This is a genomic window from Pseudomonas sp. P116, assembly GCF_020149425.1.
Classification (GTDB): Bacteria; Pseudomonadota; Gammaproteobacteria; order Pseudomonadales; family Pseudomonadaceae; genus Aquipseudomonas; species Aquipseudomonas anatoliensis.
In genome coordinates, this window is sequence record NZ_JACVHB010000003.1 from 730783 (window position 1) to 756720 (window position 25938).

The following is a 25938-nucleotide window of genomic DNA, read 5'->3' on the forward strand; positions in this document are numbered from 1 at the left end:
ACGTTTACCGTTACGGGGCAATGCCCGTCTGTTCAAGCGCACTCCCGATCAATCCCTGGTCAGGAATTTCAGAAGTACTCTAGTTGTGGATAAGTTCTGCGGCAATCGCCGCGAGATCGTCAAAAATCAGAGTGCCAACCGGCAGGGTTTTGCCCTGAGTCTTTTCGCCTTTTCCGGTCTTTACCAAAACTGGCTGTGAATCGACGGCTTTGGCGGCCTCCAGGTCACCAAGGCTGTCGCCGACGAACCAGACATTGGTCAGCGGCACGTTGTAATGCTGCGCAATGGTTTTCAACATGCCCGGTTTCGGTTTGCGACAATCGCAACCCTCGTCCGGCCCATGCGGACAGTACACGATCAGCCCGACTTCACCGCCCTGCTCCGCCACCAATGCGCGCAAACGCGCGTGCATGGCGTCGAGGGTGGCGAGGTCGTAGTAACCGCGAGCGATGCCCGACTGGTTGGTGGCGATCGCTACCGTCCAGCCGGCCTTGCTCAACTGCGCAATCGCTTCGATCGAGCCGGGCAAAGGAATCCACTCCTCCACCGACTTGATGTAAGCGTCGGAGTCGTAATTGATCACTCCGTCCCGATCGAGAATCAGCAGTTTCAACAGCAATCCCTCAACCCAGCAGCGAAATGTCGGCAACACCCAGGAACAGGCCACGCAGACGCGCCAGCAGCGCGTAACGGTTGGCTCGCACTTTGGCGTCTTCGGCATTGACCATTACCGCGTCGAAGAACGCATCAACCGGCTCGCGCAGTGCCGCAAGGCGTGCCAGCGATTCGTTGTACTGACGCGCCGCAGCCATTGGCTGCACTGCCTGATCCGCTTGCTGGATCGCCGAGTACAGCGAGAACTCGTTGGCGTTGTCGAAGTACTTGGCTTCAACCACGCTTGGCACGGCGCCTTCAACTTTGCTCAGCAGGTTGGAAACCCGCTTGTTAACCGCCGCCAACGCTGCCGCTTCCGGCAGTTTGCGGAAGGCTTGCACCGCTTGCACCCGCTGGTCGAAGTCCAGCGCCGAACCCGGCTTCAGGGCACGTACCGACAGATAAGTGGCAACATCGACGCCTTCGTCTTCGTAACGCGCGCGCAGACGGTCGAAGATGAATTCCAGTACCGACTCATTCAGGCCGGCAGCCTTGACCTTGGTACCGAACGCATTCACGGCGAAAGCCACGGCGTCGTTCAGGTCCAGATCCAGTTGTTTCTCGATCAGGATACGCAGCACGCCCAGTGCCGCGCGACGCAGGGCATACGGGTCTTTGCTGCCGGTTGGCAGCATGCCGATACCGAAGATGCCGACCAGAGTGTCGAGTTTGTCAGCGATCGCAACAGCCGCACCGGTCAGGGTCGCAGGCAGTTCAGCACCGGCACCGCGTGGCATGTACTGCTCGTTCAGCGCCAGCGCGACGTCTTGCGGCTCACCGTCATTGAGGGCGTAGTAGTAGCCGGCGACACCTTGCATCTCCGGGAACTCGCCGACCATTTCGGTGGACAGGTCGCACTTCGACAGCAAGCCCGCGCGGGCAGCCCACGAAGCGTTGCCGCCGATGCGTGCGGCGATGTAAGCCGCCAGTTTCGATACGCGCTCGGCCTTGTCATAGACGCTGCCGAGTTTTTCCTGGAACACCACGTTCTTCAGGCGCTCGTTGAACAGTTCGAGTTTCTGCTTCTTGTCTTGCTTGAAGAAGAACTCGGCGTCGGTCAGGCGTGGGCGAACCACTTTCTCGTTACCGGCGATGATCTGCTGCGGGTCTTTGCTTTCGATGTTGGCCACAGTGATGAAACGTGGCAGCAACTTGCCGTCGGCATCCAGCAGGCAGAAGTACTTCTGGTTGTCCTGCATGGTGGTGATCAGCGCTTCTTGCGGCACGTCGAGGAAACGTTCCTCGAACGAGCACACCAGCGGCACCGGCCATTCAACCAGCGCGGTCACTTCGTCGAGCAGCGCCGGCGGAACGATTGCGGTGCCTTCCTGACGGGTTGCCAGCTCTTCAGTGCGCTTGCTGATGATCTCGCGACGCTCGTTGGCGTCGGCCAGAACATAAGCGGCACGCAGATCGGCGAGGTAGCTTGCCGGCGAACCGATGCGTACGTTTTCCGGATGGTGGAAGCGGTGACCACGGGAATCACGGCCAGCCTTCTGCGCGAGGATGGTGCAGTCGATGACCTGGTCACCGAGCAGCATCACCAGCCATTGGGTCGGACGCACGAACTCTTCTTTGCGCGCACCCCAACGCATGCGTTTCGGGATCGGCAGGTCGTTCAGCGAATCTTCGACGATGGTCGGCAGCAGGCTTGCGGTCGGCTTGCCGGCGATGCTTTGGCTGTAACGCAGCTTCGGGCCGCTCTGATCGATTTCGCTCAGATCGACGCCGCACTTCTTGGCAAAACCCAAGGCTGCCTGGGTCGGATTGCCTTCGGCGTCGAAAGCCGCCTGACGTGGCGGGCCGTCGAGGTTGATGCTGCGATCCGGTTGCTGGGTGGCCAGCGCGGTAATCAACACAGCCAGACGACGCGGCGCGGCGTAGACGGTTTTTGCTTCATAGCTCAGGCCGGCAGCTTGCAGGCCCTTGTCGATACCGGCGAGGAACGCATCAGCCAAAGTGTTCAGCGCTTTGGGTGGCAGTTCTTCGGTGCCCAGTTCAACCAGAAAATCTTGCGCACTCATTGTGCAGCCTCCAGCTTGGCCAGTACTTCGTCACGCAGGTCCGGGGTCGCCATCGGGAAGCCCAGCTTGGCACGCGCCAGCAGGTAGGCTTGCGCAACGGAACGCGCCAGGGTGCGTACGCGCAGGATGTATTGCTGACGCGCGGTCACCGAGATTGCCCGGCGCGCATCCAGCAGGTTGAAGGTGTGCGAGGCCTTCAGGACCATTTCGTAGCTCGGCAGCGGCAACGGCTGGTCGAGTTCGATCAGGCGCTTGGCTTCGCTTTCATAGAAGTCGAACAGTTCGAACAGTTTGTCGACGTTGGCGTGTTCGAAGTTATAGGTGGATTGCTCCACTTCGTTCTGGTGGAACACATCGCCGTAGGTGACTTTGCCCATCGGACCGTCAGCCCAGACCAGGTCGTAGACCGAATCCACACCTTGCAGGTACATGGCCAGACGTTCGAGACCGTAGGTGATTTCGCCGGTCACCGGGTAGCACTCGATGCCGCCCGCCTGCTGGAAGTAAGTGAACTGAGTCACTTCCATGCCGTTCAGCCAGACTTCCCAGCCCAGACCCCAGGCGCCGAGGGTCGGCGATTCCCAGTTGTCTTCGACGAAGCGAATGTCGTGAACCAACGGGTCCAGGCCGACATGCTTGAGGGAGCCCAAGTACAGTTCCTGGAAGTTGTCCGGGTTCGGCTTCAGGACGACCTGAAACTGATAGTAGTGCTGCAGACGGTTCGGGTTTTCGCCGTAACGGCCGTCAGTCGGACGGCGGCTTGGCTGCACGTAGGCGGCGTTCCAGGTTTCCGGGCCGATGGCGCGCAGGAAGGTCGCGGTGTGGAAAGTGCCGGCGCCTACTTCCATATCGTAGGGCTGAAGTACCACACAACCTTGCTCGGCCCAGTATTGCTGGAGCGCGAGGATCAAGTCTTGGAAGGTACGCACGGCTGGCGTAGGCTGGCTCACGAAATTCACCTGTTTCTTGGGCTGCGATTTAAAGAGCGGGAGTATACCCGATTCAGTCGCACCTCCACCCCCTGGAGCCTTATGCCACGCTGCTTTTGGTGTACCGAAGATCCGTTGTACATGGCTTATCACGATCAGGAGTGGGGCACGCCGCTACGCGATGCGCAGGGTTTGTTCGAGTTGCTTTTGCTCGAAGGGTTCCAGGCCGGGCTTTCCTGGATCACCGTGTTGCGCAAACGCGAGCGCTATCGTGAGGTGTTGTTCGGCTTTGATGTGCAACGTGTGGCGCAGATGAGCGACGCCGAAATCGAAGAATTGATGCTCGATCCGGGCATCATCCGCAACCGCCTCAAACTCAATGCCGCCCGGCGTAATGCCCAGGCCTGGCTGGCGCTGGAAGATCCGGTGACGTTTCTCTGGTCGTTCGTCGGCGGCCAGCCGATCATCAATCATTTCAAGGATCGCAGCGAAGTCCCGGCGATCACCCCCGAAGCGCTGGCGATGAGCAAAGGTCTGAAAAAGGCTGGCTTCACGTTCGTCGGTCCGACCATTTGCTACGCGCTGATGCAGGCCTCTGGCATGGTCATGGATCACACCCGCGACTGCGACCGCTACGCGCAGCTCGTCAACGGCGGTTAGAATGGCCGCCTCGCGCACAGCACAAGATCAGGAGTGACCTGTGGAAAAGTTTAAAGGCGCCTTGCTGGTAGGCGCTCTGCGGCTGTTTGCCCTGCTGCCATGGCGGGCGGTGCAGGCCGTGGGTTCGGCAATTGGCTGGATCATGTGGAAAACCCCCAACCGCTCCCGCGATGTAGTGCGGATCAACCTCGCCAAATGTTTTCCACAAATGGACCCGGCCGAGCGCGAGCGTCTGGTTGGCCAGAGTCTGAAAGACATCGGCAAGTCCCTGACCGAAAGCGCCTGCGCGTGGATCTGGCCGGCGCAGCGCTCCATCGATCTGGTGCGCGAAGTCGAAGGCCTCGACGTGCTCAAAGACGCATTGGCCTCGGGCAAAGGCGTGGTCGGCATCACCAGTCACCTGGGCAATTGGGAAGTGCTCAACCACTTTTATTGCAGCCAGTGCAAACCGATCATTTTCTACCGCCCACCCAAGCTCAAGGCTGTGGATGAATTGCTGCGCAAGCAGCGCGTGCAGTTGGGTAACAAGGTTGCCGCGTCAACCAAGGAAGGCATTCTCAGCGTCATCAAGGAAGTGCGCAAAGGTGGTGCAGTGGGCATTCCCGCTGACCCGGAACCGGCCGAATCAGCGGGGATTTTCGTACCGTTCTTCGCTACACAGGCGCTGACCAGCAAATTCGTGCCGAACATGTTGGCCGGTGGCAAAGCCGTTGGCGTGTTTCTGCATGCGCTGCGTCTGCCCGATGGCTCCGGCTACAAAGTGATCCTCGAAGCGGCGCCCGAGGCCATGTACAGCACCGATACCGCCGAGTCCTGCGCTGCCATGAGCAAAGTCGTCGAGCGTTACGTGGCAGCGTATCCAAGCCAGTACATGTGGAGCATGAAGCGCTTCAAGAAGCGTCCACCGGGCGAAGAACGCTGGTATTAACCGACTTGGCACACTCTGTGGATAACTTGTAGGAACTGCCGCAGGCTGTGATCTTTTGATCTTGCCTGTGGATATCCACGGAAGACGTTCAGCGAAGGGCGCATGAAGATGTCCGAACACCGCAAATCATTCCGCATCAAGATCACCCACGACAGCTTCGGCGAATGCTTGGGTGAGACCCGCAATCTGTCGCCCACCGGCGTCTATGTCCAGCATCCGCGCCTCGCATCGTTGCCCAAAGGCGCTGTGGTCTATGGCCAGGTGCAGGATTTACCCGCAGGCGCGCCGCGAGTGCGGATGGAAGTGGTGACGGTGGATGCCGAGGGCATCGGGCTTCGTTACTTGTGAATAAGATCCGCTGACTTACTGCGCCTGACGATCGAGCTTCTTCAGAAACACCGTCATTTCTTTCTCGGCCTGCTTGTCGCCATGGGCGCGGGCGGCTTCCAGACCGTGTTCCCACGCCTGACGCGCGGCGGCGTGATCGCCCAACGCCAGTTGCGCCTTGCCCAACAGTTTCCAGGCTGCCGAGTATTTCGGATCGAAGCCGACGCAGCGCTGGAAATGCTCGGCGGCCTTGGCATTTTCCCCAAGATCCAGATAACCCTTGCCCAAGCCGAAGCGCAGCAGGGAGTTATCCACACCCTTGGCGAGCATTTTTTCCAGGGATTCGAGCATGGGTTGAGTCCTTTTCGGGTGTGTCAGGGAAGATGTGTGGCGCCACCATCGCTGGCAAGCCAGCTCCCACAGGGATCTCTGGTGGGCATCACATTTGTGAACAACCAAAAACCTGTGGGAGCTGGCTTGCCAGCGATAGGGCCAGTCTGATCACCAGATAATCCGGATCAGAAGAAGCTCAACCCCACATGAAACAGCTTCTCCACATCACGAATATGCTTTTTATCCACAAGGAACAGAATCACATGGTCGCCCGCTTCGATCACCGTATCGTCGTGGGCAATGATCACTTGATCATTGCGGATCACCGCGCCGATGGTGGTGCCCGGCGGCAGGCCGATTTTCTCGATGGGCTTGCCAATGACCTTGCTCGACTTGGCATCACCGTGGGCAATCGCCTCGATCGCTTCCGCCGCACCGCGACGCAATGAGTGCACGCTGACGATATCGCCACGGCGCACGTGGGCCAGCAGCGTGCCGATGGTCGCCAGTTGCGGGCTGATGGCGATGTCGATGTCGCCGCCCTGGATCAGGTCGACGTAAGCCGGGTTGTTGATGATCGTCATCACCTTCTTCGCCCCCAGCCGTTTGGCCAGCAGCGACGACATGATGTTGGCTTCGTCGTCGTTGGTCAGTGCGAGGAAAATATCCGCGTCGGCGATGTTCTCTTCCATCAGCAAGTCGCGATCCGAGGCGCTGCCCTGCAGCACCACGGTGCTGTCGAGGGTGTCGGAGAGATAGCGGCAGCGCGCCGGGCTCATCTCGATGATCTTCACCTGATAACGGCTTTCAATGGCTTCGGCCAGCCGCTCGCCGATCTGCCCGCCGCCGGCGATGACGATGCGCTTGTAAGTCTCATCGAGACGGCGCATTTCGCTCATCACGGCGCGAATATCCTCACGCGCAGCGATGAAGAAGACTTCGTCATCGGCTTCGATCACCGTGTTGCCTTGCGGCAAAATCGGTCGGTCGCGGCGGAAAATTGCAGCGACGCGGGTCTCGACATTCGGCATGTGCTCGCGCAATTGGCGCAATTGCTGACCCACCAACGGCCCGCCGTAGTAGGCGCGCACGGCCACCAGTTGCGCCTTGCCTTCGGCGAAGTCGATCACCTGCAAAGCACCGGGATGCTGGATCAGGCGCTTGATGTAGTTGGTCACCACTTGCTCGGGGCTGATCAACACGTCGACCGGAATGGCTTCGTTCTGGAACAGCTGCTCTTCGCGGTTCAGATAGGACGCTTCGCGCACCCGGGCGATCTTGGTCGGGGTGTGGAACAACGTGTGGGCGACCTGGCAGGCGACCATGTTGGTTTCGTCGCTGTTGGTCACCGCCACCAGCATGTCGGCGTCGTCGGCGCCGGCCTGGCGCAGCACCGACGGCAGCGAGCCACGGCCCTGCACGGTGCGGATGTCGAGGCGATCACCGAGGTCGCGCAAGCGCTCGCCATCGGTGTCGACCACCGTGATGTCATTGGCTTCGCTCGCCAAGTGTTCAGCCAGCGAACCGCCGACCTGTCCTGCACCGAGGATGATGATTTTCATCCAGTCACTCCAATGAATCCGTTTAGCCGCGTGCGGCAGCGATCTTGATCAGTTTGGCGTAGTAGAACCCGTCATGCCCGCCCTGCTGGGCCAGCAGTTGGCGACCATGGGGCTGCTTGATCCCGGCGGTCGTGGCCAAGTCCAGCTCGCGTGCGCCAGGGGTGCGCTCAAGGAACGCGGCAATGACTTCGGTGTTCTCGGTCGGCAGGGTCGAGCAGGTGGCGTAAAGCAGGATGCCGCCGACTTCGAGGGTTTTCCACATCGCCTCGAGCAACTCACCTTGCAGTTGCGCGAGGGCGACGATGTCGTCGGGCTGACGGGTCAGTTTGATGTCCGGATGACGGCGGATCACCCCGGTGGCCGAGCACGGTGCGTCGAGCAGGATGCGCTGGAACGGTTTGCCATCCCACCATTTCTCGATATCACGACCGTCGGCAGCGATCAGCTCGGCGCTGAGGCCGAGGCGTTCGAGGTTTTCTCGCACGCGCACCAGACGCTTGGCTTCCAGATCCACCGCCACCACGCCGGCCAGTGCAGGCTCGGCTTCAAGGATGTGGCAAGTCTTGCCACCGGGTGCGCAGCAGGCGTCGAGCACCCGTTGGCCCGGCGCCAGATCGAGCAGATCGGCGGCCAGTTGTGCGGCTTCGTCCTGCACGCTGATCCAGCCTTCGGCGAACCCCGGCAGGCTGCGCACATCGGCAGCGGCTTCAAGAATGATGCCGTCGGCGCTGAAGACACACGGCGTTGCGGCGATACCGGCTTCAGTCAGTAGACCGAGGTAGGCGTCGCGGCTGTGATGGCGACGGTTGACCCGCAGAATCATCGGCGGATGCGCGTTGTTCGCTTCGCAGATCGCTTCCCACTGCTCTGGCCAGAAAACCTTCAGGGATTTTTGCAGCCAGCGTGGGTGGGCGGTGCGTACCACGGGATCGCGTTCCAGCTCGGCGAAAATCGTTTCGCTTTCACGCTGGGCATTGCGCAGTACGGCATTGAGCAGGCCCTTGGCCCAAGGCTTTTTCAGCTTGTCGGCGCAACCGACGGTTTCACCGATGGCTGCGTGGGCCGGGACGCGGGTGTAGAGCAACTGATAAAGACCGACCAGCAGCAACGCCTCGACATCGGCATCCGCAGCCTTGAACGGTTTCTGCAGGAGTTTTTCTGCCAGCGCCGACAGCCGTGGCTGCCAGCGCGCGGTGCCGAACGCCAGATCCTGAGTGAAACCGCGATCGCGATCCTCGACCTTGTCCAGTTGCGTCGGCAGAGAGCTGTTGAGCGAGGCTTTGCCGCTGAGTACGGCGGCGAGTGCCTTGGCGGCGGCCAGACGCGGATTCATTGCGCGTCCACCGTTGCGCCGAGAATGGTGCCGACGGCGAACTTCTCGCGGCGACTGTTGAACAGGTCGCTGAAGTTCAGCGCCTTGCCGCCGGGCAATTGCAGGCGGGTCAGGCACAGCGCTTGCTCGCCGCACGCGACGATCAAGCCGTCCTTGCTGGCGCTGAGGATTTCACCCGGTGCGCCGTTGCCCTGAGCTACAGTCGCCGCGAGCACTTTCAATGCTTCACCGTTGAGGGTGCTGTGGGTGATCGGCCACGGATTGAAAGCGCGAACCAGACGTTCCAGCTCGACGGCCGGGCGGCTCCAGTCGATGCGTGCTTCGTCCTTGTTCAGTTTGTGCGCGTAGGTGGCGAGGTCGTCGTTCTGCACTTCGCCTTCAAGAGTGCCAGCAGCCAGACCGGCAATCGCTTGCACCACCGCGGGTGGGCCCATCTCGGCGAGACGGTCGTGCAGTGTGCCGCCGGTGTCTTCGCCAGTGATCGGCGTGACGACCTTGAGCAACATCGGACCGGTGTCGAGGCCGGCTTCCATGCGCATCACGGTCACGCCGCTTTCGGCATCGCCCGCTTCGACGGCGCGCTGAATCGGCGCCGCACCGCGCCAGCGAGGCAGCAAGGATGCGTGGCTGTTGATGCAGCCCAGACGCGGAATATCGAGCACCACTTGCGGCAGGATCAGGCCGTAGGCGACCACCACCATCAAGTCCGGCTTCAATGCAGCGAGTTCAGCCTGAGCGTCAGCGTTGCGCAACGTCGGCGGCTGCAACACCTGGATATTATTTTCCAGCGCCAGCTGTTTAACCGGGCTCGGCATCAGTTTTTGCCCGCGACCGGCCGGACGATCCGGTTGGGTGTAGACCGCAACGATCTCGTAAGGGCTGCTCAGCAGGGCCTTGAGGTGCTCGGCGGCGAATTCCGGGGTGCCGGCAAAAACGATGCGCAGTGGCTCGGTCATTGAATGGCTCTCTATGGCAAAGCTTCATAAAAAGAAAAAGGCTTGCCGCAGCAAGCCTTTGAAGGAGGGCATCAAGCGTTCTGGCGATGGAGCTTTTCCAGTTTCTTCTTGATCCGGTCGCGCTTGAGCGTGGACAGGTAATCGACGAACAATTTGCCATTGAGGTGGTCGCATTCGTGCTGGATGCACACCGCGAGCAGGCCTTCGGCAATCAGTTCATAAGGCTTGCCGTCGCGGTCCAGCGCCTTGATCCTGACCTTCTGCGGGCGGTCGACGTTTTCATAGAAACCCGGCACCGAAAGACAGCCTTCCTGATACTGATCCATTTCTTCGGTCAGCGATTCGAACTCGGGGTTGATGAACACCCGCGGCTCGGAGCGGTCTTCGGAAAGGTCCATCACGACGATACGTTTGTGCACGTTGACCTGGGTCGCGGCGAGGCCGATGCCCGGCGCTTCATACATTGTTTCAAACATGTCATCGACCAACTGACGCACTTCGTCGTCCACTACAGCCACAGGCTTGGCGATAGTACGCAGACGCGGGTCCGGAAATTCGAGGATGTTTAAAATGGCCATAGGCTGATTGCTGCACGTGTTGAGTAAAGTCGGGTCGATGGCCTGGCAGGTCCGAAGATGCAGGCTACCGTTGTGAAGCGTAGCTTGTGCATTTTGCTCAAGCGAGCCACGGGGGCTCTGACGATTCACGCGAGCGCACATGATAAAGGGATTCACTGCATGAGGAAAACACTACTCGCCCTGCTGCTGTTGGCTTCGGCTGGCGCGGCGCACGGGCAAGTGCAACTCAGGGATGGTTTTCCACAGCAATACACGGTGGTTTCGGGGGACACCCTCTGGGACATTTCCGGTAAATACCTGCGCGAGCCCTGGCAGTGGCCACAACTGTGGCGGGCGAATCCGCAGATCGAGAACCCCAACCTGATCTATCCCGGCGACACGCTGACGCTCAGTTACGTCAACGGCCAGCCGCGCCTGACCCTCAATCGCGGCGAGTCGCGCGGCACCATCAAGCTCTCGCCACGCATTCGTACCAGCCCGGTGGCCGAGGCGATTCCGAGCATTCCACTCAAATCCATCAACAGCTTTCTGTTGAGCAATCGCATCGTCGACAAGGCCGAAGACTTCGACAAGGCGCCGTACATCGTCGCCGGCGATGCCGAACGGGTGCTCAGCGGCACCGGCGACCGCATTTTCGCTCGTGGCCACTTCGACCCGGATCAGCCGGTGTACGGCATCTTCCGACAGGGCAAGGTCTACACCGATCCGCAGACCAAGGAGTTTCTCGGGATCAACGCCGATGACATCGGTGGTGGCGAAATTGTTGCCACCGAGGGCGATGTCGCCACCCTCGCCCTGCAACGCACCACCCAGGAAGTACGCCTTGGGGACCGCTTGTTCAGCGGCGAAGAGCGCTCGATCAACTCGAGCTTCATGCCCAGCGCGCCGACCAGCGACATCAACGGCGTCATCATCGACGTGCCGCGCGGTGTCACCCAGATTGGTGCAATGGACGTGGTCACCCTGAACAAGGGCAAGCGTGACGGCCTGGCTGAAGGCAATGTGCTGGTGGTGATGAAAACCGGCGAAACCGTGCGCGACCGGATCACCGGTCAGCCCCTGAAAATCCCCGACGAACGCGCCGGCTTGCTGATGGTATTCCGCACCTACGACAAACTCAGCTACGGCCTCGTCCTTAACGCCTCGCGCTCATTGGCGGTGCTCGACAAGGTGCGAAATCCGTAAGCGTGCTTCACAAGTTACCAACAGAGTTATCCACAGCTTGCTCCGAATGGTTCGGAGCTTATAACGATCAAGGATTGATCCATTATGCTGTCAGCCTGTACGCCAGTTTCCCCTGCGGAACTGGAAGCGCGCCTGCGCCTGCATCGCTTGCCGACAATCGGTCCGAAGCGCTTCCTAAAATTGCTCGAAGCCTTTGGCTCGGCGTCCAAAGCCATCAGCGCCCCGGCCAGTGCCTGGCGTTCGCTGGGATTGCCGGCGGCGTGTGCCGAGTCGCGGCGATGTCCCGAAGTGCGCGATGGCGCCAGTCACGCAATGCGCTGGCTAGAGCGCCCCAATCAACATTTACTGATGTGGGATCAAGCGAACTATCCGGCGCTGCTCGCACAGATTCCGGATCCACCGCCGCTGTTGTTTGTCGCCGGCGATCCACTGATTCTTGAAAAACCGCAACTGGCGATGGTTGGCAGCCGCCGTGCTTCGCGTCCGGGAATGGACACCGCCGCAGCCTTCTCTCGCTGCCTGGCGGGCGCCGGTTTTGTCATCACCAGTGGTCTGGCGCTGGGCATTGATGCCGCCGCACATCAGGCCGCGCTGGATGTCGGCGGGCAAACCGTGGGTGTGCTGGGCACCGGCCTGGAAAATTTTTATCCACAGCGCAATCAGCGGCTGGCCGACGCGATGATTGCCTCGGGCAGCGCAGTGCTTTCGGAGTTTCCGCTGGATGCCGGCCCGAGCGCCAGCAACTTCCCGCGGCGCAACCGGATCATCAGTGGTTTGTCCCTTGGCGTGCTGGTGGTCGAGGCGAGTGTCGCCAGTGGTTCGCTGATCACCGCGCGGCTGGCGGCGGAACAGGGACGAGAGGTTTACGCCATTCCCGGCTCGATTCATCACCCCGGCGCACGGGGCTGTCACCAGTTGATTCGCGATGGCGCGGTGCTGGTGGAAACCATCGAACACATTCTTGAAGCCTTGCGCGGCTGGCAGCATTTACCGATGTCTACCGACACTCCTAAAGAGACTCATCCACTGCTTACGCTGCTGCACGCCGCACCGCATACCAGCGAGGGCTTGGCTGAAAGCAGTGGCTGGGCCTTGCCCAAAGTGTTGGCGGCCCTTACTGAACTGGAAATGGATGGCCGTGCGGTGTGTGAAAACGGTCGCTGGCTGGCCAGGACGAGCTAGGTTTTACAAGGAAGATCGGTAAACTGCGCGAAACCTGTTTGTGGAGAGTTTTTTCATGGTCAACAGTTGGCGTGTGCAACAAGCCGCGCGAGAGATTCGCGCCGGGGCGGTGATTGCCTATCCAACCGAAGCTGTCTGGGGGCTGGGTTGCGATCCGTGGAATGAAGAAGCGGTGGATCGGCTGCTGGCGATCAAGAATCGTTCGGTCGACAAGGGCCTGATTCTGGTCGCCGACAATATTCGCCAGTTCGACTTTCTGTTTGAAGACTTCCCGCAGGACTGGATCGACCGCATGTCCAGCACCTGGCCAGGACCGAACACTTGGCTGGTACCGCATCAGAACTTGTTGCCGGAATGGGTCACCGGGGTGCATGACACCGTCGCGCTGCGGGTCAGCGATCACCCGCAGGTGCGAGACTTGTGCTCAATGGTAGGGCCACTGATTTCGACCTCGGCCAACCCGCAAGGACGTCCGGCGGCGCGCACGCGTTTGAGGGTCGAGCAGTATTTCCGCGGACAGATTGATCTGGTCCTGGGTGGAGAACTGGGTGGGCGCAAGAACCCCAGCGTGATCCGTGACCTGGCCAGCGGTAACGTCATTCGTCCTGACTGACGTTCTGTTTCGAGCTTATATAGATACAGGTAGTACTCCTCGGCTTTCAAGGTGAGGAGTACTACATATGGCTGCGATTTTTCCTTCAACTAACCATCAAAATACAACAACTTTTTGTTTATATCTGTCTTTGCCGTGTCGGACTAATCGACGAATATTCAGTTTCAGTAACTTTTCCTACGTCATTATCAGAAATCGCGCAGTGGCGATATTTCTAAAAGCATCCATTATTTCAATGCGCTCAGAAAACTTCGATAAGTTAACGTCTGCGGAGAAGGAATGGATACTACGGATTTACAACTCACGGATTATCTGCAGGCACTTCAGGCGACATTAAAACGTCAGCATGAAGATTGTCGTGTGGTTACTCTTGAAGCCGGATCAGACACGCGAGAGTTCGAGCGGTTTATTGGTCGGCAGTTTCGGCTGCGACTGCAACATTACATGCTGACCTCCAGAGCCCGTTTGCTGGAAACCAGCTTGGCGATAACGGCCCGCAGCACTCACTTTCTGCTCTATCAACAAGACCGGTTGATGGCGGTATTGAGGGTGACTCCCTCACCCTTTGAATGGGCATCACTGGCGCATCAGCACCTTTCGCCAACACAGGCGCTGTCGCGTCATGTCGAGTTCAGCAGGTTGATCACCCTCTCCCATGGTCAGCTGCCGGTGTCGGTCAACTGCCTGCTGGCATCGGCCACCGAGTGGGCGATCAAGCGCGGTTATGAGGGCGTCATCGCCCTGTGCCGATCACCCCAACGACGACTGTTCCAGCGTTTCGGCCTGACATCGATCACCACCGACTCCCTGCATATCGAACAACGCGCACGCGCTGATTATTGGCTGCTCTCGGCGCAATGGCCGCAGATCCTCGCAGCCGTTCAGCAACCCGCCCACACAGCCCTGAATCCACCGGAGCATCACGATGACCGCGCACGCCAGTTTTGAACAACAGTTGATCCTGCTGGACGAACGAATCGAACAGTTATGGGCCGATATTCTCGATAACTCGCGCTTGGTGAAAGCCATCCGTGGCGGCAGCGTTTCGAAGGCCTTGTATGCGATTTACATGATCGAGACGTTTCACTACACCGCACACAATGCGCGAAACCAGGGTTTGGTGGGTGTGCGACATGCTGATAATCCGGTGTATGCAAAGTTTTGTTTTGAGCATGCGGCGCAAGAAGTTGGCCATGAAAAGATGGCACTGCATGACGTCATGAGTCTGGGCCTCAAGAATGAAGTCTTCGATATACCGACGGCACTTCCGGCAACCGAAGTGTTAATCGCCTATTTATACTGGATATCTTTTGCCGGTAATCCGCTGCAACGGCTGGGGTACAGTTATTGGGCAGAGAACGCCTATCAATTCATTAATCCGCTTATTAATAGTTTGAGTGAAACATTGTCGTTAAAACCGGCTCAGCTGACATTCTTTATTGCTCACTCCGATATTGATGTCGAACACTTCAACGAGATCAAACTCATCCTGCAGCGAACTTGCAAAGATCAATCCGATTGGGACGCCGTTGCTACCGTGATGGAAACCAGTTTGCGCCTGACCGGCAATATGCTTGAAGCCGTCTATGAGCAGTATGAGGCGTGGCAAAACGGCCTCGCGCCGCGCTATGACTTCCTGCACGCACTGGATAACTCATGAGTCCTTTACGGCGATTCTCCCGAATGACGCATGGGGGCAGGCATGGCTGACTATTTCGAGCGACTGAACTATGCGCTGGGGGATGAAGACACCGCACTGGAATACGCCATCTTGCCCCAGCGGGCCAGGCACGTGGTCGGCGTCGCGGGAAGTGGCGGGCGGCTGCTGCCGCTGCTGGCTCGCAACCCCGCACGCATGACCTGCATCGATATAAGCGCGCCGCAACTGGCGTTCACGCGACTGCGCTTTGCTCTGCTGGAACAGACCGACTACACATCGTTTATGGACTTTATGGGTTACCACCCAGGGATTTTGCCGTCGCGACGCCAATCCATACTTGAGCAACTGGATCTGCCGCGGGTCGATCGCCACTGGCTGGCGGAGCTTTTCCAGGCACGTCATTGGCAGGCGCCGATCTACATGGGGGCCTTTGAGCGGACTTTGCAGCGGTTGGCGAAGGTCAACCGATTGTTTACCGGCGAGGCAGGTAGAGAGATTTTTCAGTGCAGCGATCTCGGCGAGCAAACCGATTATTACCGCACCCGTTTTCCCCTCAGGCGCTGGCGGGCTGTGATCTCGCTGCTGGGCAACGCAGCAGTGCTCAATTCGTTGTTGTACAAGGGATCGTTTCCACCCAACAACCTGGGTATCAGCTCCCGCGCAGCGTATCTGGACATTTTTCACACCTTGTTCACCACGCAGATCGTTCGCGAGAGCTTCTTTCTGCAAATGCTGTTTTTTGGTGAGCTGCGCTATCCGCAAGGGTTCCCGCTGGAGTGCGATCCGCGGATCTTCAAGAGTGCCCGAGAGGCCATTGAGCAATGTGAGTTGCGCATCGTGCAGGCCGACATTATCGGCTGCGCCGCCAAACACACGGATGTCGATTTCGTATCGCTCTCGGACGTCCCTTCCTTCATGCCCCAAGCCGCTGGAGCGAGTGTCTTGCAGCAATTGCGTCCGTCCCTTGCCGATGAGGCGTTGCTGGTCATGCGCGGCCATTTGCACATCGTCGAACCCGATTGTGCAGGCTTCTGCGATATCACTGGCCAGTACCAGGATGCGATCGCACGAGAGAAAACCCAGCTCTGGCGCGTGCAGGTCTACCGCCAGACGACACCTTTGCAGGTATCCCGATGAACAATCAGCACCCAACCGTCAACTGGGTAAAAAACCGTGTGCGTCAGGCCCGTGACGATCAGCAGCAGTTGTTTGATGCCGGGCTAAATGGCCTGAAACTGGTCAGCCGTGAGGGCAAGACCATCGAGTTGAGCAGCGGGGAGCGGCTGACCGAGTTTCTCTCATGTTCTTACCTGGGACTGGAGTGCGACCCGCGTCTGATTGAAAGCGCGGTGAGCTCCGTGAAATCCTTCGGCGTGCAATTCGCCGCCGCACGAACCCGTGCGCTGCTACCGCCGATGCGCGAACTCGACGAGCAATTGCACCAGATATTCCAGGGCTACACGGTGACCTTCAACTCGGTGGGCAGTGCGCATCTGGGCTGCCTGCCGTTACTGGGCTCCGGCGAGTTACCGTCCTATCCGTTGCGTCGTGGCCCCGGCTGGATCGTTGACCGGGCGGCCCATGCCTCGATGCAGGTGCTACAAGGGATTCTGTGGCAGTTCGGCCCTGTACAGCGATGCGACTGCAATGACGTGGAGCAAGTCGAACAGGCTTGCTCCACAGCGGTAGCCGCTGGCCATACACCAATCATCCTTACGGACAGCATTGGCTCGATGCGGGGGTTGTATCCGATTAATCGTCTGTTGCAACTGGCGGAGCGCTTTGAAGGCTATCTGTATGCCGATGACGCCCACGGCACCTCGATTCACGGTGTAACAGGCGGAGGTTATGCGCTGGTCGCCGCCGATGAGCGACGGCGCGATCGTCTGATCCTTCTGTCCTCGCTGTCCAAGGCATTTGGTGCCACGGGCGGAGCGATCACTGTGTTTACCGAAGCCGACGCTGAAATGATCCGCCGCCATGCGTCGACCTATACCTTCGGCGGTCCATTGTCGATGGGTGGCGTCGGTGCGGCGGTAGCGTCTGCGGACATCCACCTTTCGCCGGAGCTGGGGCAGTTGCAGGCGGCTCTGTGGCGAAATGTTGCCCTGATCGACGACCTGCTCGGACCGGTTCTGGGCAACCATGAAGTCGCCTCGCCCATTCGTTTCGTCCGCGTTGGCGCCGAGCGTGATGCGATCAGTCTGGCGTTGCACCTGCGTCGAAAGGCCATCGCTGTTACCACCGCCGTGTTTCCAGTGGTGGCCAAAGGCGAAGCGATTCTGCGTTTGGCCGTCAGCGCGAATCACAACCAGGCCCAATTGGAGAGCCTGGCCAATGCCGTCCGTGGCGGTTTCGATGAATTGGGCATTCGCCAGGGTGGTCGTGACGATGAGCGATGATCCCGTGCTCGCTGCCAACCAGGCCTTTGCGCACAAATTGGCCCATGCGCAGTCACTGCCGTGGTTCTGTGCGCTGTGTCCGCAGATCCTGCAGGTGCACAGTCTGAAGGATTTGCAGCGCCTGCCGATTCAGGCCGTGGAGGACGAGCATGGCGGTGTGCTGTTTTCCGCGCTTGGCGAAGCGTCGCACCGTGCGCCGGGTGGCGGCCTGACCCTGACGTCGGGCGGCAGCACCGGCAGCCGCAAACACATCACCCATTCCTGGGCGTTCAACGCCAGCATCGTGCCGCTGGGGGCGCGAATGTTTGGCGTGGCGGACGAACGCCCGAGCGTGGTCATCAATTGCCTGACCGCGGGTGAAATGCAGGGCGCTTTCCAGTACGCAGCGGCGATCGTCCAGCATGTCGGCGCGCGTCTGCTGCCCGCCGGTTCATTGATGGGGGTTCAGCGAATTGCCGGGCTGATTCAGTCGCAAGAGGCCGATGCACTGATTTGCACGCCTTCATTCGCCGCGGCGCTGTTCAACCACGATGAAATCGACGCACAGCAGTTGGTCAGTCTGAGATGGCTTTACTACATCGGGGAACCCTGCGGTCCTCAATTGCGCGAACAGCTTGGCCGGGGCTGGCCGGCGATAAGGCTCCGGTCGCTGGGCTACAGCTCGACGGAAACCGGGCCCATCGGCTATCAATGCGCGCACCTTGAGCACGGTTTCTATCATCTGCACGCCGATGCGATGTTCGTCGAAGTGGTGGACCCGTTCACCTTGCAAGCAGTGGCCGCGGGCCAAAGCGGTGAGTTCCTGCTGACAGTTTTGCTGCCCGACCATGTGCCGCTGTTGCGTTACCGGATTGGTGATCGTGGGCGAATCCTGCGCAGTGCGGCGAATTGCGCCTGTGGCAGCGCCTTGCCTGTGGTGCAACTTGAGGGGCGGGTAGAGACATCGATCAAGCTGGGTGGCGCGATGATCACACAGCGACAGGTGATGAGCGTACTCGCACAGGCGTTGCCGGAGCTGGGTTCGACCGACATTCAGGTACAGATCAATCGACAGGCCAACGGTGTGCGCCTGTGTCTGGTCATTGCTCAGGGCAAACTGCCGTCCGGCGCAGAAGCCGCCATCGAACGGGCGTTGCACAATGAGGAGCAGGCAAGAGCATTGCTCAGGTTGCCTGGCGTGTTGGGGTTGCAGGTGCGGCGTATGGCCCGCAACTGTTTCGAAACAACTGCTGCGGGCAAGACACCGTTTTTTATTGAGTTGGAGGCTACCCCGGACTCACCGGGGTAGCGTGTTTTCAGGGCAGCAGGATGGTCGAACCGGTGGTGCGCCGAGCTGACAACTCGGTCTGCGCCTTCGCCGCTTCAGCCAATGGATAGCGCTGGCTGATATCGACCTTGAGCTTGCCGCTGATGATCATCTCGAACAGTTCATCGGCCATGCGCTGCAGGTTCTGCGCATTGTTGGCATAGGTCGCCAATGTAGGCCGGGTGACGTAGAGCGAGCCCTTGGCGGAAAGGATCCCCAGATTCACCCCGTCGACTGCGCCGGAAGCATTGCCGAAGCTCACCACCAAGCCACGGGGCGACACGCTGTCCAGCGAAGTCAGCCAGGTGTCCTTGCCGACGCCGTCATAGACCACCGGGACTTTTTTGCCGTCGGTCAATTCCAGCACGCGTTCGGCAACGTTTTCGTGGCTGTAGTCGATGGTTGCCCAGGCACCGTTGGCTTTCGCCAGTTCGGCTTTCTCCTTGGAACTGACGGTGCCAATCAGCTTCACGCCCAGTGCCTTGGCCCATTGGCAGGCCAGCGAACCGACGCCCCCTGCAGCGGCGTGGAACAGAATGGTTTCGCCACCCTTGAGTTCATAAGTCTGGCGCAGCAGGTACTGCACGGTCAGACCCTTTAGCATCACCCCGGCAGCCGTCTCGAAGCTGATTTCGTCCGGCAGATGCACCAGATTGGCTTCAGGCAGAACGTGCAATTCGCTGTAGGCGCCCAGCGGGCCGCTGCCGTACGCGACGCGGTCACCGACCTTGAACCGGGTCACCTCGCTGCCCACTGCCTCAACAATGCCTGCACCTTCCGCGCCCAGGCCGGACGGCAAGGCTGGCGGTGCGTAGAGGCCGCTGCGGAAATAGGTGTCGATGAAATTCAGGCCGATAGCCTTGTTGGCTACGCGCACCTGATCAGGGCCGGGCGCGGCGGGTTCGTAATCAACAAACTCGAGTACTTCGGGACCGCCGTGGGCGCGGAACTGGATACGCTTTGCCATCTGCCTGCTCTCCTTGGGTCTTTTGTGAGGTCCCTATCCAACGCTTATGCATGATCTTCGTCAACTGCGGCGCGTTGGCCTGCGGTGTTATGCTACGCGCCCATTTGCGCCGACCCCCGCCTGCGGGTTGCCGCGTAGTGATGCCCCGATTCAAGGTGAAGCCATGACGACCCGCACCGACGCCGTAAAGGCCTATCTGCTCGACCTGCAAGACCGCATCTGCGCCGCACTCGAAACCGAGGATGGCGGCACGCGCTTCGTCGAAGACGCCTGGACCCGGCCGGCCGGTGGTGGCGGTCGCACTCGCGTGATTGAAAACGGCACGCTGATCGAAAAGGGTGGCGTCAACTTTTCCCACGTCTTCGGCAGTGGTCTGCCACCGTCGGCCAGTGCCCATCGCCCGGAATTGGCCGGTCGCGGTTTTGAGGCCCTCGGTGTGTCGTTGGTGATTCATCCGCACAACCCACATGTGCCGACATCTCACGCCAACGTGCGTTTTTTCATCGCCGAGAAAGAAGGTGAAGAGCCGGTCTGGTGGTTCGGCGGCGGCTTTGACCTGACGCCGTATTACGGCAACGAAGAAGACTGCATCCACTGGCACCGCGTCGCCGAACAGGCCTGCGCGCCGTTCGGCGCCGACGTCTATCCGCGCTACAAGGCGTGGTGCGACACCTACTTTCACATCAAGCATCGCCACGAACCGCGCGGCATCGGCGGCTTGTTTTTCGATGACCTGAACGAGTGGGATTTCGACACCAGTTTCGCCTTCATGCGCGCCATTGGTGATGCCTACATCGACGCCTATCTGCCGATCGTGCAGCGCCGCAAGCACGATGCGTTCACCGCCCAGCAACGTGAGTTCCAGGAATTCCGCCGTGGCCGCTACGTCGAGTTCAACCTGGTTTACGACCGTGGCACGCTGTTCGGCCTGCAATCGGGCGGGCGTACCGAGTCGATCCTGATGTCACTGCCGCCGCAAGTACGCTGGGGCTACGACTGGAAGGCTGAACCTGGCAGCGAAGAAGCGCGCCTGACCGAGTACTTCCTGCAAGACCGCGACTGGCTGACCCAAGCCTGAGGACATCTGATGGATCGTTACGTCGTTTTCGGTAACCCGATCGGCCACAGCAAATCGCCGATGATCCACAAGCTGTTCGCCGAGCAGACCGGCGAGAGCCTCGACTACGCCACGTTGCTGGCGCCGCTCGACGATTTTTCCGCCTGTGCTACGGCGTTTTTCCGCGAAGGTCGCGGCGCCAATGTCACTGTGCCGTTCAAGGAAGACGCTTATCGGCTAGCCAATAGCCTGACGGCCCGTGCGCAACGGGCCGGTGCGGTGAACACCTTGAGCAAACTGGCCGACGGTTCGCTGCTCGGCGACAACACCGACGGCGCCGGACTGGTGCGGGATCTGACGGTAAACGCCGGGTTCAGCCTGACCGGCAAACGCATCTTGCTGCTCGGTGCCGGTGGCGCCGTGCGTGGAGCGCTTGAGCCGTTGCTGGCGGAGAAACCCGCGTCGGTGATCATCGCCAACCGTACGGTAGACAAGGCCGAGTTGCTGGCGGAATTGTTCTGCGATCTGGGGCCGGTGTCGGCCAGCGGCTTTGATTGGCTGCGCGAGCCGGTGGATGTGATCATCAACGCCACGTCCGCCAGCCTCACCGGCGATGTACCGCCGATTGCGCCGAGCCTGATCGAACCGGGCAAGACGTTGTGCTACGACATGATGTACGGCAAAGAACCGACGGCGTTCTGCCGTTGGGCCAGTGAGCACGGCGCGGCGGTGTCGATGGATGGTTTGGGGATGTTGGCCGAACAAGCGGCGGAAGCCTTCTTCCTTTGGCGCGGCGTGCGGCCGGACACGGCGCCAGTGCTCACAGAACTGCGCCGCCAGTTGGCTCTTTAAAGGCATCGCTGGCAAGCCAGCTCCCACAAGGATCACCTGAATCCCTGTGGGAGCTGGCTTGCCAGCGATGGAAGTCGACACTGATATCAGATCAATCCTCAAACCGGATCGGGCACTTCTCTGGCCCTTCCAGCTTGCGCAGTTCCTCCACCACCTGCGGCCGCGCACCGCGCAACGTCAGGCTGCGACCCTGACTCAACAGGCGCCGCGCTTCCTGATGCAACATCTCCACCCCCGAATAGTCGATGAAGTTGATCTGCTGCGCCTCAATCACCACCCGCGCGCCGTGCATGCGCTGCAAACGCACTTGCAGATAATGGCTGGCGCCGAAGAAGATCGAGCCGCCGACCCGCAGCACATCGTCTTCACCATCACGCCAGTGCTGCACCCGCGGCTGTGAAGTGCGCTTGAGGTAGAAGAACAGCGAAGCAAGCACGCCGGCGTAGATCGCGGTCTGCAACTCCAGCAATAGCGTGGCCAGGCAGGTCAGCGCCATCACCACGAACTCGGCGCGGCTGACCCGCAGTAACGCGCGAATACCGCGATGATCCACCAACCCCCAGGCGATCAACAGGATGCTGCCGGCCATCGCCGGAATCGGAATATGCGAAATCAGCCCGGCACCAAAAATCGCAAACAATGCCACCCAGAGCGCCGAAAACACGCCCGCCAGCGGTGAGCAGGCGCCGGCCTCATAACTGAGGCCCGAGCGGGTAAACGAACCCGCCGACAGCGATCCGGAGAAGAATGCCCCGACAATGTTCGAAAGGCCTTGCGCGCGAACTTCCTGATTGGCATCGAGCAACTGCTGCGAACGTGCGGATATCGAGCGGGCAATCGACAGGCTGGTGACCAGCCCCAGCATGCCCACCGCCACTGCGCTGGGTAGCAGGCGCAGGATCAAATCCAGATCCAGCGGCAACCCGCTGAACGGCGGCAAACGCCCGACAAATGCGCTGACCAGATGCACGTGGCCGAACATCGCCGGCCACAGCCACACCAGCAGACTGGCCAGCACTAACGTGATCAACAACGTCGGCCAGCGCGGCAGCCATTGTTTCAGCACAACGCCGACTGCCACCGTGGCTACTCCGAGCAGCAACGATGGGTTATCCACAGCTCGGAGGTGTTGCAGCAGATCCATCAAACTGTCTAGCGCCGTGGCTTTGGCTGGCAAATCCAGCCCCAGCAGGTTTGGCAATTGCCCAATGGCAATCACCACCGCCGCGCCAAGGGTGAAACCGAGCACCACCGAATGCGAGACGAAGTTCACCAGCGCGCCAAACCGGAGCAAGCCAAGCAACCATTGAAATACCCCGGCGAGGAAGGTCAGCAACAGGATCAGGGTGACGTAGTCCTGGGATGCCGGCACAGCCAGTGGACTGACGCTGGCGTAAAGCACGATCGAAATCGCCGCGGTCGGGCCGCAGATCAAATGCCACGACGAACCCCACAGACAGGCGATCAGCACCGGGATGATCGCGGCGTAGAGGCCGTATTCAGGTGGGAGACCGGCGATCAGCGCGTAGGCAATCGACTGAGGTAACGCGAGAATCGCACCGCTGAGGCCGACGATCAGATCCCGTCCGACGCTGGCGCGGGTTTGCCGGGGTAGCCAGGTGAGGAAGGGAAACAGTGAGCGGCGACTGGGGAAGGCCATGGGTCCTCGCGGTTTGGGGTTTTGTTCAAGGGTAACAGGGTGTCAGTTGAGAAAGCCCCTCACCCTAGCCCTCTCCCAAAGGGGGAGGGGACTGACCGAGGTGTTTGATCGAGTTACGCCGACGTGAAAAATCCGCGTCGAAATCAAATTCTGAATAAACCACAGATCAGCTCCCTTCCCCCTCGCCACTCTGGGGGAGAGGGTTGGGGTGAGGGGGCAAAAATCTCAAGCCGAGCACAATTTCGGCAACCCCACGATCAGAGCTTGGCTTTAACCGCCGCCAACGCATCCTTGCCATCCACCGTCTTCACCCCATCCAGCCACTTGTCCAACACCGCCGGATTAGCCTTGATCCAAGCCTTCGCCGCTTCGGCATTGGTGATCTTCTTGTTCACCACCTCGGCCATGATGCTGTTCTCCATTTCCTGAGTGAACGCAAGATTGGTCAGCAATTTACCCACATTCGGACAGGCCTCCGCATAACCCTTGCGCGTCAGGGTGAACACGCTGCCGGTGTCGCCAAAGTATTTCTCGCCGCCCTTCAGATAGCGCATTTTCAACTGCACGTTCATCGGGTGCGGGGTCCAGCCGAGGAAGGTGACGAATTTCTGTTTTTTCACCGCCCGCGACACTTCGGCGAGCATCGCCTGTTCGCTGGACTCGATCAGTTTCCACTGGCCCATGTCGAAGTCATTCTTCTTGATGATCTCCTGCAGCGAGATATTCGCCGGGGCGCCCGAGCCGATGCCGTAGATCTTCTTGTCGAACTTGTCGGCAAACTTGTTCAGGTCGGCAAAGTCATGCACACCGGCATCCCACACGTAGTCCGGCACGGCCAGGGTGAACTCGGTGCCGTCGAGGTTCTTCGCCAGTTGCGTGACATCGCCGGTAGCCACGAACTTATCGTAGAAGCCCTGCTGCGCCGGCATCCAGTTGCCGAGGAAGACATCCACCTGGCCATCCTTCAAACCGCCGAAGGTGATCGGCACCGCGAGGGTGTCGACCTTGGCCTTGTAGCCCATGCCATCCAGCAGAAACCCGGTAATGGCGTTGGTTGCGGCGATGTCGCTCCAGCCGGGGTCGGCCATCTTTACCGTGCTGCAGCTTTGCTCGGCAAATGCCGAGGCGCTGCTCAGCGCTATCAGGCCAAACGTCACTGCTGTGGATAACTTGCGCATGGACTTCCCCTTCACATTATTGGTTTTGGCAGGGTTGTGGATAACGGGCCTTGCGCTCCAGATCATCGAGGTCGATATGGTTGCGCATGTACTGCTGACTGGCGTCCACCAATGGCTGGTGATCCCAGCTCTTCAGCTTGCCGATGGTTAACGCATCGGCGACGAAACGGCGGCGGCGCTGGCTGGCGAGAACGTCCCGGTGGATTGCCGGGATATCCCACTTGGCGCGCGCCTCGACAAGAAAATCGTCGAAAAGCTGGCGATGCTGTGGCGATTGGCTGAGTTCTTCCATTTCACGCGGATCGTTGTCTACGTCAAAGAGTAGGCAAGGGTCGCTTTCGCTGTAGATAAATTTGTAGGCACCACGGCGGATCATCATCAGCGGGCTGATCGTGCCTTCGGCCATGTACTCGCCGAATACTTCGTCATGACCGCCCTGCCCTTGCAGATGCGGCACCAGCGACCGCCCGTCCAGCGGCAGACCCGGCTCCAGCATGCCGCCAGCCAGTTCGACGAAGGTTGGCAACAGGTCGGCGGTGGACACTGCAGCGCTGATCCGGCCCGCGCCAAACTGGCCTGGCGCACTTATCAACAGGGGGACTCGCGCCGCCATCTCGTACCAGTGCATTTTGTACCAGAGGCCTTTTTCGCCAAGCATGTCGCCATGGTCGCCCGAGAAGACGATGATGGTGTCATCGATCAGCCCGGTTTCCTCAAGAGTTTGCAGGAGTTTGCCGACGTTGGCATCGATATAGCTGCAAGCGCCGAAGTACGCACGGCGCGCGTCGCGAATCTTATCCACAGGCAGAGGTTTATCCCACAGGTCATAAACCTTGAGCAGCCGTTGCGAGTGCGGATCGAGTTCGTGCTGGTCCGGTGTTGCAGGCAACGGGATATCGGCATCGTCGTACAAATCCCAGAATGCCTTGGGAATCGTGTACGGATCGTGTGGGTGGGTCATCGACACGGTCAGGCAGAACGGCTGATCGCCATCTTCGCGAATGTGATCGAACAGATATTGCTGCGCCTTGAACACCACCTCTTCATCGAAATCGAGCTGGTTAGTGCGCACGCACGGCCCGGCTTGCAGCACCGAAGACATGTTGTGATACCAGGTCGGCCGCACGTCCGGCTCGTCCCAATTCACCGACCAACCGTAGTCGGCGGGATAGATATCACTGGTCAGGCGCTCTTCGTAGCCATGCAACTGATCCGGGCCGCAAAAATGCATCTTGCCCGACAGTGCTGTGCGGTAGCCGAGGCGACGCAGGTAGTGGGCGTAAGTCGGCACATCGGCGGGGAAATCGGCAGCGTTGTCGTACGCGCCGATCTTGCTCGGCAACTGGCCGCTGACCAAGGTGAAACGCGACGGTGCGCACAACGGGCTGTTGCAGTAAGCGGCATCGAAAACCACGCCTTGGTCGGCGAGGCGCGAAAGATTGGGCAGTTTGATCGGCGAAGGGCCGTAGATAGGCAACATTGGCGCGGCCATCTGATCGGCCATGATGAAAAGAATATTCTTGCGCTTCATGTGATCGCGGCATTCCATAGTGAATATTTATGCGACATTGCTGCGACCGAGCATGGAGTCC

The 25938-nt window shown here is 59.9% G+C and carries 25 protein-coding genes; 13 read left to right on the forward strand and 12 right to left on the reverse strand.

Translation table 11 applies throughout. The features are described 5' to 3' along the window. Positions 1-79: 79 nt before the first annotated feature. Genes gmhB through glyQ form a run of 3 tightly spaced genes read right to left on the reverse strand, consistent with a single transcriptional unit; the run spans position 80 to position 3628 of the window. Positions 80-619, reverse strand: coding sequence for a D-glycero-beta-D-manno-heptose 1,7-bisphosphate 7-phosphatase (gene gmhB / locus ICA15_RS13780; protein ID WP_191626459.1), 540 nt, complete (start codon positions 617-619; stop codon positions 80-82). Positions 620-623: 4 nt separating this feature from the next. Further along, the gene (gene glyS / locus ICA15_RS13785; RefSeq protein ID WP_210553263.1) at positions 624-2678 is read right to left on the reverse strand and encodes a glycine--tRNA ligase subunit beta; all 2055 of its coding nucleotides are present in this window, start codon (positions 2676-2678) and stop codon (positions 624-626) included. Continuing rightward, the gene (gene glyQ / locus ICA15_RS13790) at positions 2675-3628 is read right to left on the reverse strand and encodes a glycine--tRNA ligase subunit alpha (RefSeq protein ID WP_025112261.1); all 954 of its coding nucleotides are present in this window, start codon (positions 3626-3628) and stop codon (positions 2675-2677) included. The genes glyS and glyQ overlap by 4 nt, the downstream gene beginning before the upstream one ends. An 81-nt stretch (positions 3629-3709) precedes the next feature. On the opposite strand from glyQ, the gene ICA15_RS13795 reads away from it, so the two are divergent. The 3 genes from ICA15_RS13795 to ICA15_RS13805 all read left to right on the forward strand — a co-directional run bounded on the left by ICA15_RS13795 (position 3710) and on the right by ICA15_RS13805 (position 5543). Then, a complete protein-coding gene (locus ICA15_RS13795) occupies positions 3710-4267 on the forward strand; it encodes a DNA-3-methyladenine glycosylase I (RefSeq protein ID WP_150603665.1) in 558 nt (185 codons plus the stop codon). Positions 4268-4307: 40 nt separating this feature from the next. Beyond that, positions 4308-5195, forward strand: coding sequence for a lysophospholipid acyltransferase (locus ICA15_RS13800; RefSeq protein ID WP_008084359.1), 888 nt, complete (start codon positions 4308-4310; stop codon positions 5193-5195). Between the two features lie 108 nt (positions 5196-5303). Beyond that, the gene (locus ICA15_RS13805) at positions 5304-5543 is read left to right on the forward strand and encodes a PilZ domain-containing protein (protein ID WP_150616975.1); all 240 of its coding nucleotides are present in this window, start codon (positions 5304-5306) and stop codon (positions 5541-5543) included. A gap of 15 nt (positions 5544-5558) precedes the next feature. On the opposite strand, the gene ICA15_RS13810 is transcribed toward ICA15_RS13805, so the two are convergent. The 5 genes from ICA15_RS13810 to def form a co-directional block, all read right to left on the reverse strand. Next, positions 5559-5873, reverse strand: a complete 315-nt coding sequence (locus ICA15_RS13810) for a tetratricopeptide repeat protein (protein WP_200616575.1) — start codon at positions 5871-5873, stop codon at positions 5559-5561. 167 nt (positions 5874-6040) lie between these two features. Then, entirely contained in the window at positions 6041-7417 is a 1377-nt protein-coding gene (gene trkA, locus ICA15_RS13815) for a Trk system potassium transporter TrkA (RefSeq protein WP_150593319.1), read from the reverse strand. Between the two features lie 22 nt (positions 7418-7439). After that, positions 7440-8750 carry a 16S rRNA (cytosine(967)-C(5))-methyltransferase RsmB gene (gene rsmB, locus ICA15_RS13820; RefSeq protein ID WP_210553262.1) on the reverse strand — a complete coding sequence of 437 codons (1311 nt, stop codon included), beginning with the start codon at positions 8748-8750 and terminating at the stop codon, positions 7440-7442. After that, positions 8747-9706, reverse strand: coding sequence for a methionyl-tRNA formyltransferase (gene fmt, locus ICA15_RS13825; RefSeq protein WP_210553261.1), 960 nt, complete (start codon positions 9704-9706; stop codon positions 8747-8749). Before fmt ends, rsmB begins: the two co-directional genes overlap by 4 nt. Before the next feature lie 71 nt (positions 9707-9777). Next, positions 9778-10284 (reverse strand): peptide deformylase, encoded by a 507-nt coding sequence (gene def / locus ICA15_RS13830; RefSeq protein ID WP_042556915.1) that lies wholly within the window; start codon positions 10282-10284, stop codon positions 9778-9780. A 159-nt stretch (positions 10285-10443) separates the two neighbouring features. On the opposite strand from def, the gene ICA15_RS13835 reads away from it, so the two are divergent. The 8 genes from ICA15_RS13835 (at position 10444) to ICA15_RS13870 (ending at position 18614) form a co-directional block, all read left to right on the forward strand. Next, positions 10444-11469: a LysM peptidoglycan-binding domain-containing protein gene (locus ICA15_RS13835; RefSeq protein WP_150603672.1), complete on the forward strand. Its 1026-nt coding sequence runs from the start codon at positions 10444-10446 to the stop codon at positions 11467-11469. A gap of 81 nt (positions 11470-11550) precedes the next feature. After that, positions 11551-12651, forward strand: a complete 1101-nt coding sequence (gene dprA, locus ICA15_RS13840; protein ID WP_210553563.1) for a DNA-processing protein DprA — start codon at positions 11551-11553, stop codon at positions 12649-12651. Positions 12652-12706: 55 nt separating this feature from the next. Continuing rightward, a complete protein-coding gene (locus ICA15_RS13845; RefSeq protein WP_150603674.1) occupies positions 12707-13264 on the forward strand; it encodes an L-threonylcarbamoyladenylate synthase in 558 nt (185 codons plus the stop codon). A 279-nt stretch (positions 13265-13543) separates the two neighbouring features. Next, on the forward strand, positions 13544-14212 hold the full coding sequence (locus ICA15_RS13850; protein WP_150616978.1) for a hypothetical protein: 669 nt from the start codon (positions 13544-13546) through the stop codon (positions 14210-14212). Next, positions 14190-14924, forward strand: coding sequence for an iron-containing redox enzyme family protein (locus ICA15_RS13855; protein WP_210553260.1), 735 nt, complete (start codon positions 14190-14192; stop codon positions 14922-14924). Before ICA15_RS13850 ends, ICA15_RS13855 begins: the two co-directional genes overlap by 23 nt. 42 nt (positions 14925-14966) lie before the next feature. Continuing rightward, positions 14967-16061, forward strand: a complete 1095-nt coding sequence (locus ICA15_RS13860; protein ID WP_210553259.1) for a DUF3419 family protein — start codon at positions 14967-14969, stop codon at positions 16059-16061. After that, on the forward strand, positions 16058-17326 hold the full coding sequence (locus tag ICA15_RS13865) for an aminotransferase class I/II-fold pyridoxal phosphate-dependent enzyme (RefSeq protein ID WP_210553258.1): 1269 nt from the start codon (positions 16058-16060) through the stop codon (positions 17324-17326). The genes ICA15_RS13860 and ICA15_RS13865 overlap by 4 nt, the downstream gene beginning before the upstream one ends. After that, entirely contained in the window at positions 17316-18614 is a 1299-nt protein-coding gene (locus ICA15_RS13870; RefSeq protein ID WP_210553257.1) for a phenylacetate--CoA ligase family protein, read from the forward strand. Before ICA15_RS13865 ends, ICA15_RS13870 begins: the two co-directional genes overlap by 11 nt. 7 nt (positions 18615-18621) lie before the next feature. Here ICA15_RS13870 and ICA15_RS13875 read toward each other — a convergent pair whose 3' ends face one another. Continuing rightward, positions 18622-19599: a quinone oxidoreductase family protein gene (locus ICA15_RS13875; RefSeq protein ID WP_210553256.1), complete on the reverse strand. Its 978-nt coding sequence runs from the start codon at positions 19597-19599 to the stop codon at positions 18622-18624. Positions 19600-19762: 163 nt separating this feature from the next. Here ICA15_RS13875 and hemF point away from each other — a divergent pair, with 163 nt between their 5' ends. After that, positions 19763-20677 (forward strand): oxygen-dependent coproporphyrinogen oxidase, encoded by a 915-nt coding sequence (gene hemF / locus ICA15_RS13880; RefSeq protein WP_210553255.1) that lies wholly within the window; start codon positions 19763-19765, stop codon positions 20675-20677. Positions 20678-20686: 9 nt separating this feature from the next. Then, positions 20687-21508 (forward strand): shikimate dehydrogenase, encoded by an 822-nt coding sequence (gene aroE / locus ICA15_RS13885; RefSeq protein WP_210553254.1) that lies wholly within the window; start codon positions 20687-20689, stop codon positions 21506-21508. A 91-nt stretch (positions 21509-21599) separates the two neighbouring features. Here the strand turns inward: aroE and ICA15_RS13890 are convergent, their stop codons facing one another. The 3 genes from ICA15_RS13890 to betC all read right to left on the reverse strand — a co-directional run bounded on the left by ICA15_RS13890 (position 21600) and on the right by betC (position 25877). Next, positions 21600-23168: a SulP family inorganic anion transporter gene (locus ICA15_RS13890; RefSeq protein WP_210553253.1), complete on the reverse strand. Its 1569-nt coding sequence runs from the start codon at positions 23166-23168 to the stop codon at positions 21600-21602. Between the two features lie 257 nt (positions 23169-23425). Beyond that, positions 23426-24346 (reverse strand): choline ABC transporter substrate-binding protein, encoded by a 921-nt coding sequence (gene choX, locus ICA15_RS13895; protein ID WP_210553252.1) that lies wholly within the window; start codon positions 24344-24346, stop codon positions 23426-23428. Positions 24347-24362: 16 nt separating this feature from the next. Beyond that, positions 24363-25877 carry a choline-sulfatase gene (betC, locus tag ICA15_RS13900; protein WP_210553251.1) on the reverse strand — a complete coding sequence of 505 codons (1515 nt, stop codon included), beginning with the start codon at positions 25875-25877 and terminating at the stop codon, positions 24363-24365. Positions 25878-25938: the final 61 nt, after the last annotated feature.

Bases quoted from the DNA above. Each gene is read 5' to 3' on its own strand.
- ICA15_RS13860 (WP_210553259.1), top strand. From the start codon at position 14,967: ATGGCTGACTATTTCGAGCGACTGAACTATGCGCTGGGGGATGAAGAC.
- rsmB (WP_210553262.1), bottom strand. From the start codon at position 8,750: ATGAATCCGCGTCTGGCCGCCGCCAAGGCACTCGCCGCCGTACTCAGC.
- ICA15_RS13870 (WP_210553257.1), top strand. From the start codon at position 17,316: ATGAGCGATGATCCCGTGCTCGCTGCCAACCAGGCCTTTGCGCACAAA.
- ICA15_RS13805 (WP_150616975.1), top strand. From the start codon at position 5,304: ATGTCCGAACACCGCAAATCATTCCGCATCAAGATCACCCACGACAGC.
- ICA15_RS13850 (WP_150616978.1), top strand. From the start codon at position 13,544: ATGGATACTACGGATTTACAACTCACGGATTATCTGCAGGCACTTCAG.
- hemF (WP_210553255.1), top strand. From the start codon at position 19,763: ATGACGACCCGCACCGACGCCGTAAAGGCCTATCTGCTCGACCTGCAA.
- ICA15_RS13855 (WP_210553260.1), top strand. From the start codon at position 14,190: ATGACCGCGCACGCCAGTTTTGAACAACAGTTGATCCTGCTGGACGAA.
- trkA (WP_150593319.1), bottom strand. From the start codon at position 7,417: ATGAAAATCATCATCCTCGGTGCAGGACAGGTCGGCGGTTCGCTGGCT.
- ICA15_RS13835 (WP_150603672.1), top strand. From the start codon at position 10,444: ATGAGGAAAACACTACTCGCCCTGCTGCTGTTGGCTTCGGCTGGCGCG.
- ICA15_RS13865 (WP_210553258.1), top strand. From the start codon at position 16,058: ATGAACAATCAGCACCCAACCGTCAACTGGGTAAAAAACCGTGTGCGT.
- ICA15_RS13810 (WP_200616575.1), bottom strand. From the start codon at position 5,873: ATGCTCGAATCCCTGGAAAAAATGCTCGCCAAGGGTGTGGATAACTCC.
- ICA15_RS13875 (WP_210553256.1), bottom strand. From the start codon at position 19,599: ATGGCAAAGCGTATCCAGTTCCGCGCCCACGGCGGTCCCGAAGTACTC.
- fmt (WP_210553261.1), bottom strand. From the start codon at position 9,706: ATGACCGAGCCACTGCGCATCGTTTTTGCCGGCACCCCGGAATTCGCC.
- ICA15_RS13890 (WP_210553253.1), bottom strand. From the start codon at position 23,168: ATGGCCTTCCCCAGTCGCCGCTCACTGTTTCCCTTCCTCACCTGGCTA.
- glyS (WP_210553263.1), bottom strand. From the start codon at position 2,678: ATGAGTGCGCAAGATTTTCTGGTTGAACTGGGCACCGAAGAACTGCCA.
- ICA15_RS13795 (WP_150603665.1), top strand. From the start codon at position 3,710: ATGCCACGCTGCTTTTGGTGTACCGAAGATCCGTTGTACATGGCTTAT.
- ICA15_RS13845 (WP_150603674.1), top strand. From the start codon at position 12,707: ATGGTCAACAGTTGGCGTGTGCAACAAGCCGCGCGAGAGATTCGCGCC.
- choX (WP_210553252.1), bottom strand. From the start codon at position 24,346: ATGCGCAAGTTATCCACAGCAGTGACGTTTGGCCTGATAGCGCTGAGC.
- aroE (WP_210553254.1), top strand. From the start codon at position 20,687: ATGGATCGTTACGTCGTTTTCGGTAACCCGATCGGCCACAGCAAATCG.
- betC (WP_210553251.1), bottom strand. From the start codon at position 25,877: ATGAAGCGCAAGAATATTCTTTTCATCATGGCCGATCAGATGGCCGCG.
- def (WP_042556915.1), bottom strand. From the start codon at position 10,284: ATGGCCATTTTAAACATCCTCGAATTTCCGGACCCGCGTCTGCGTACT.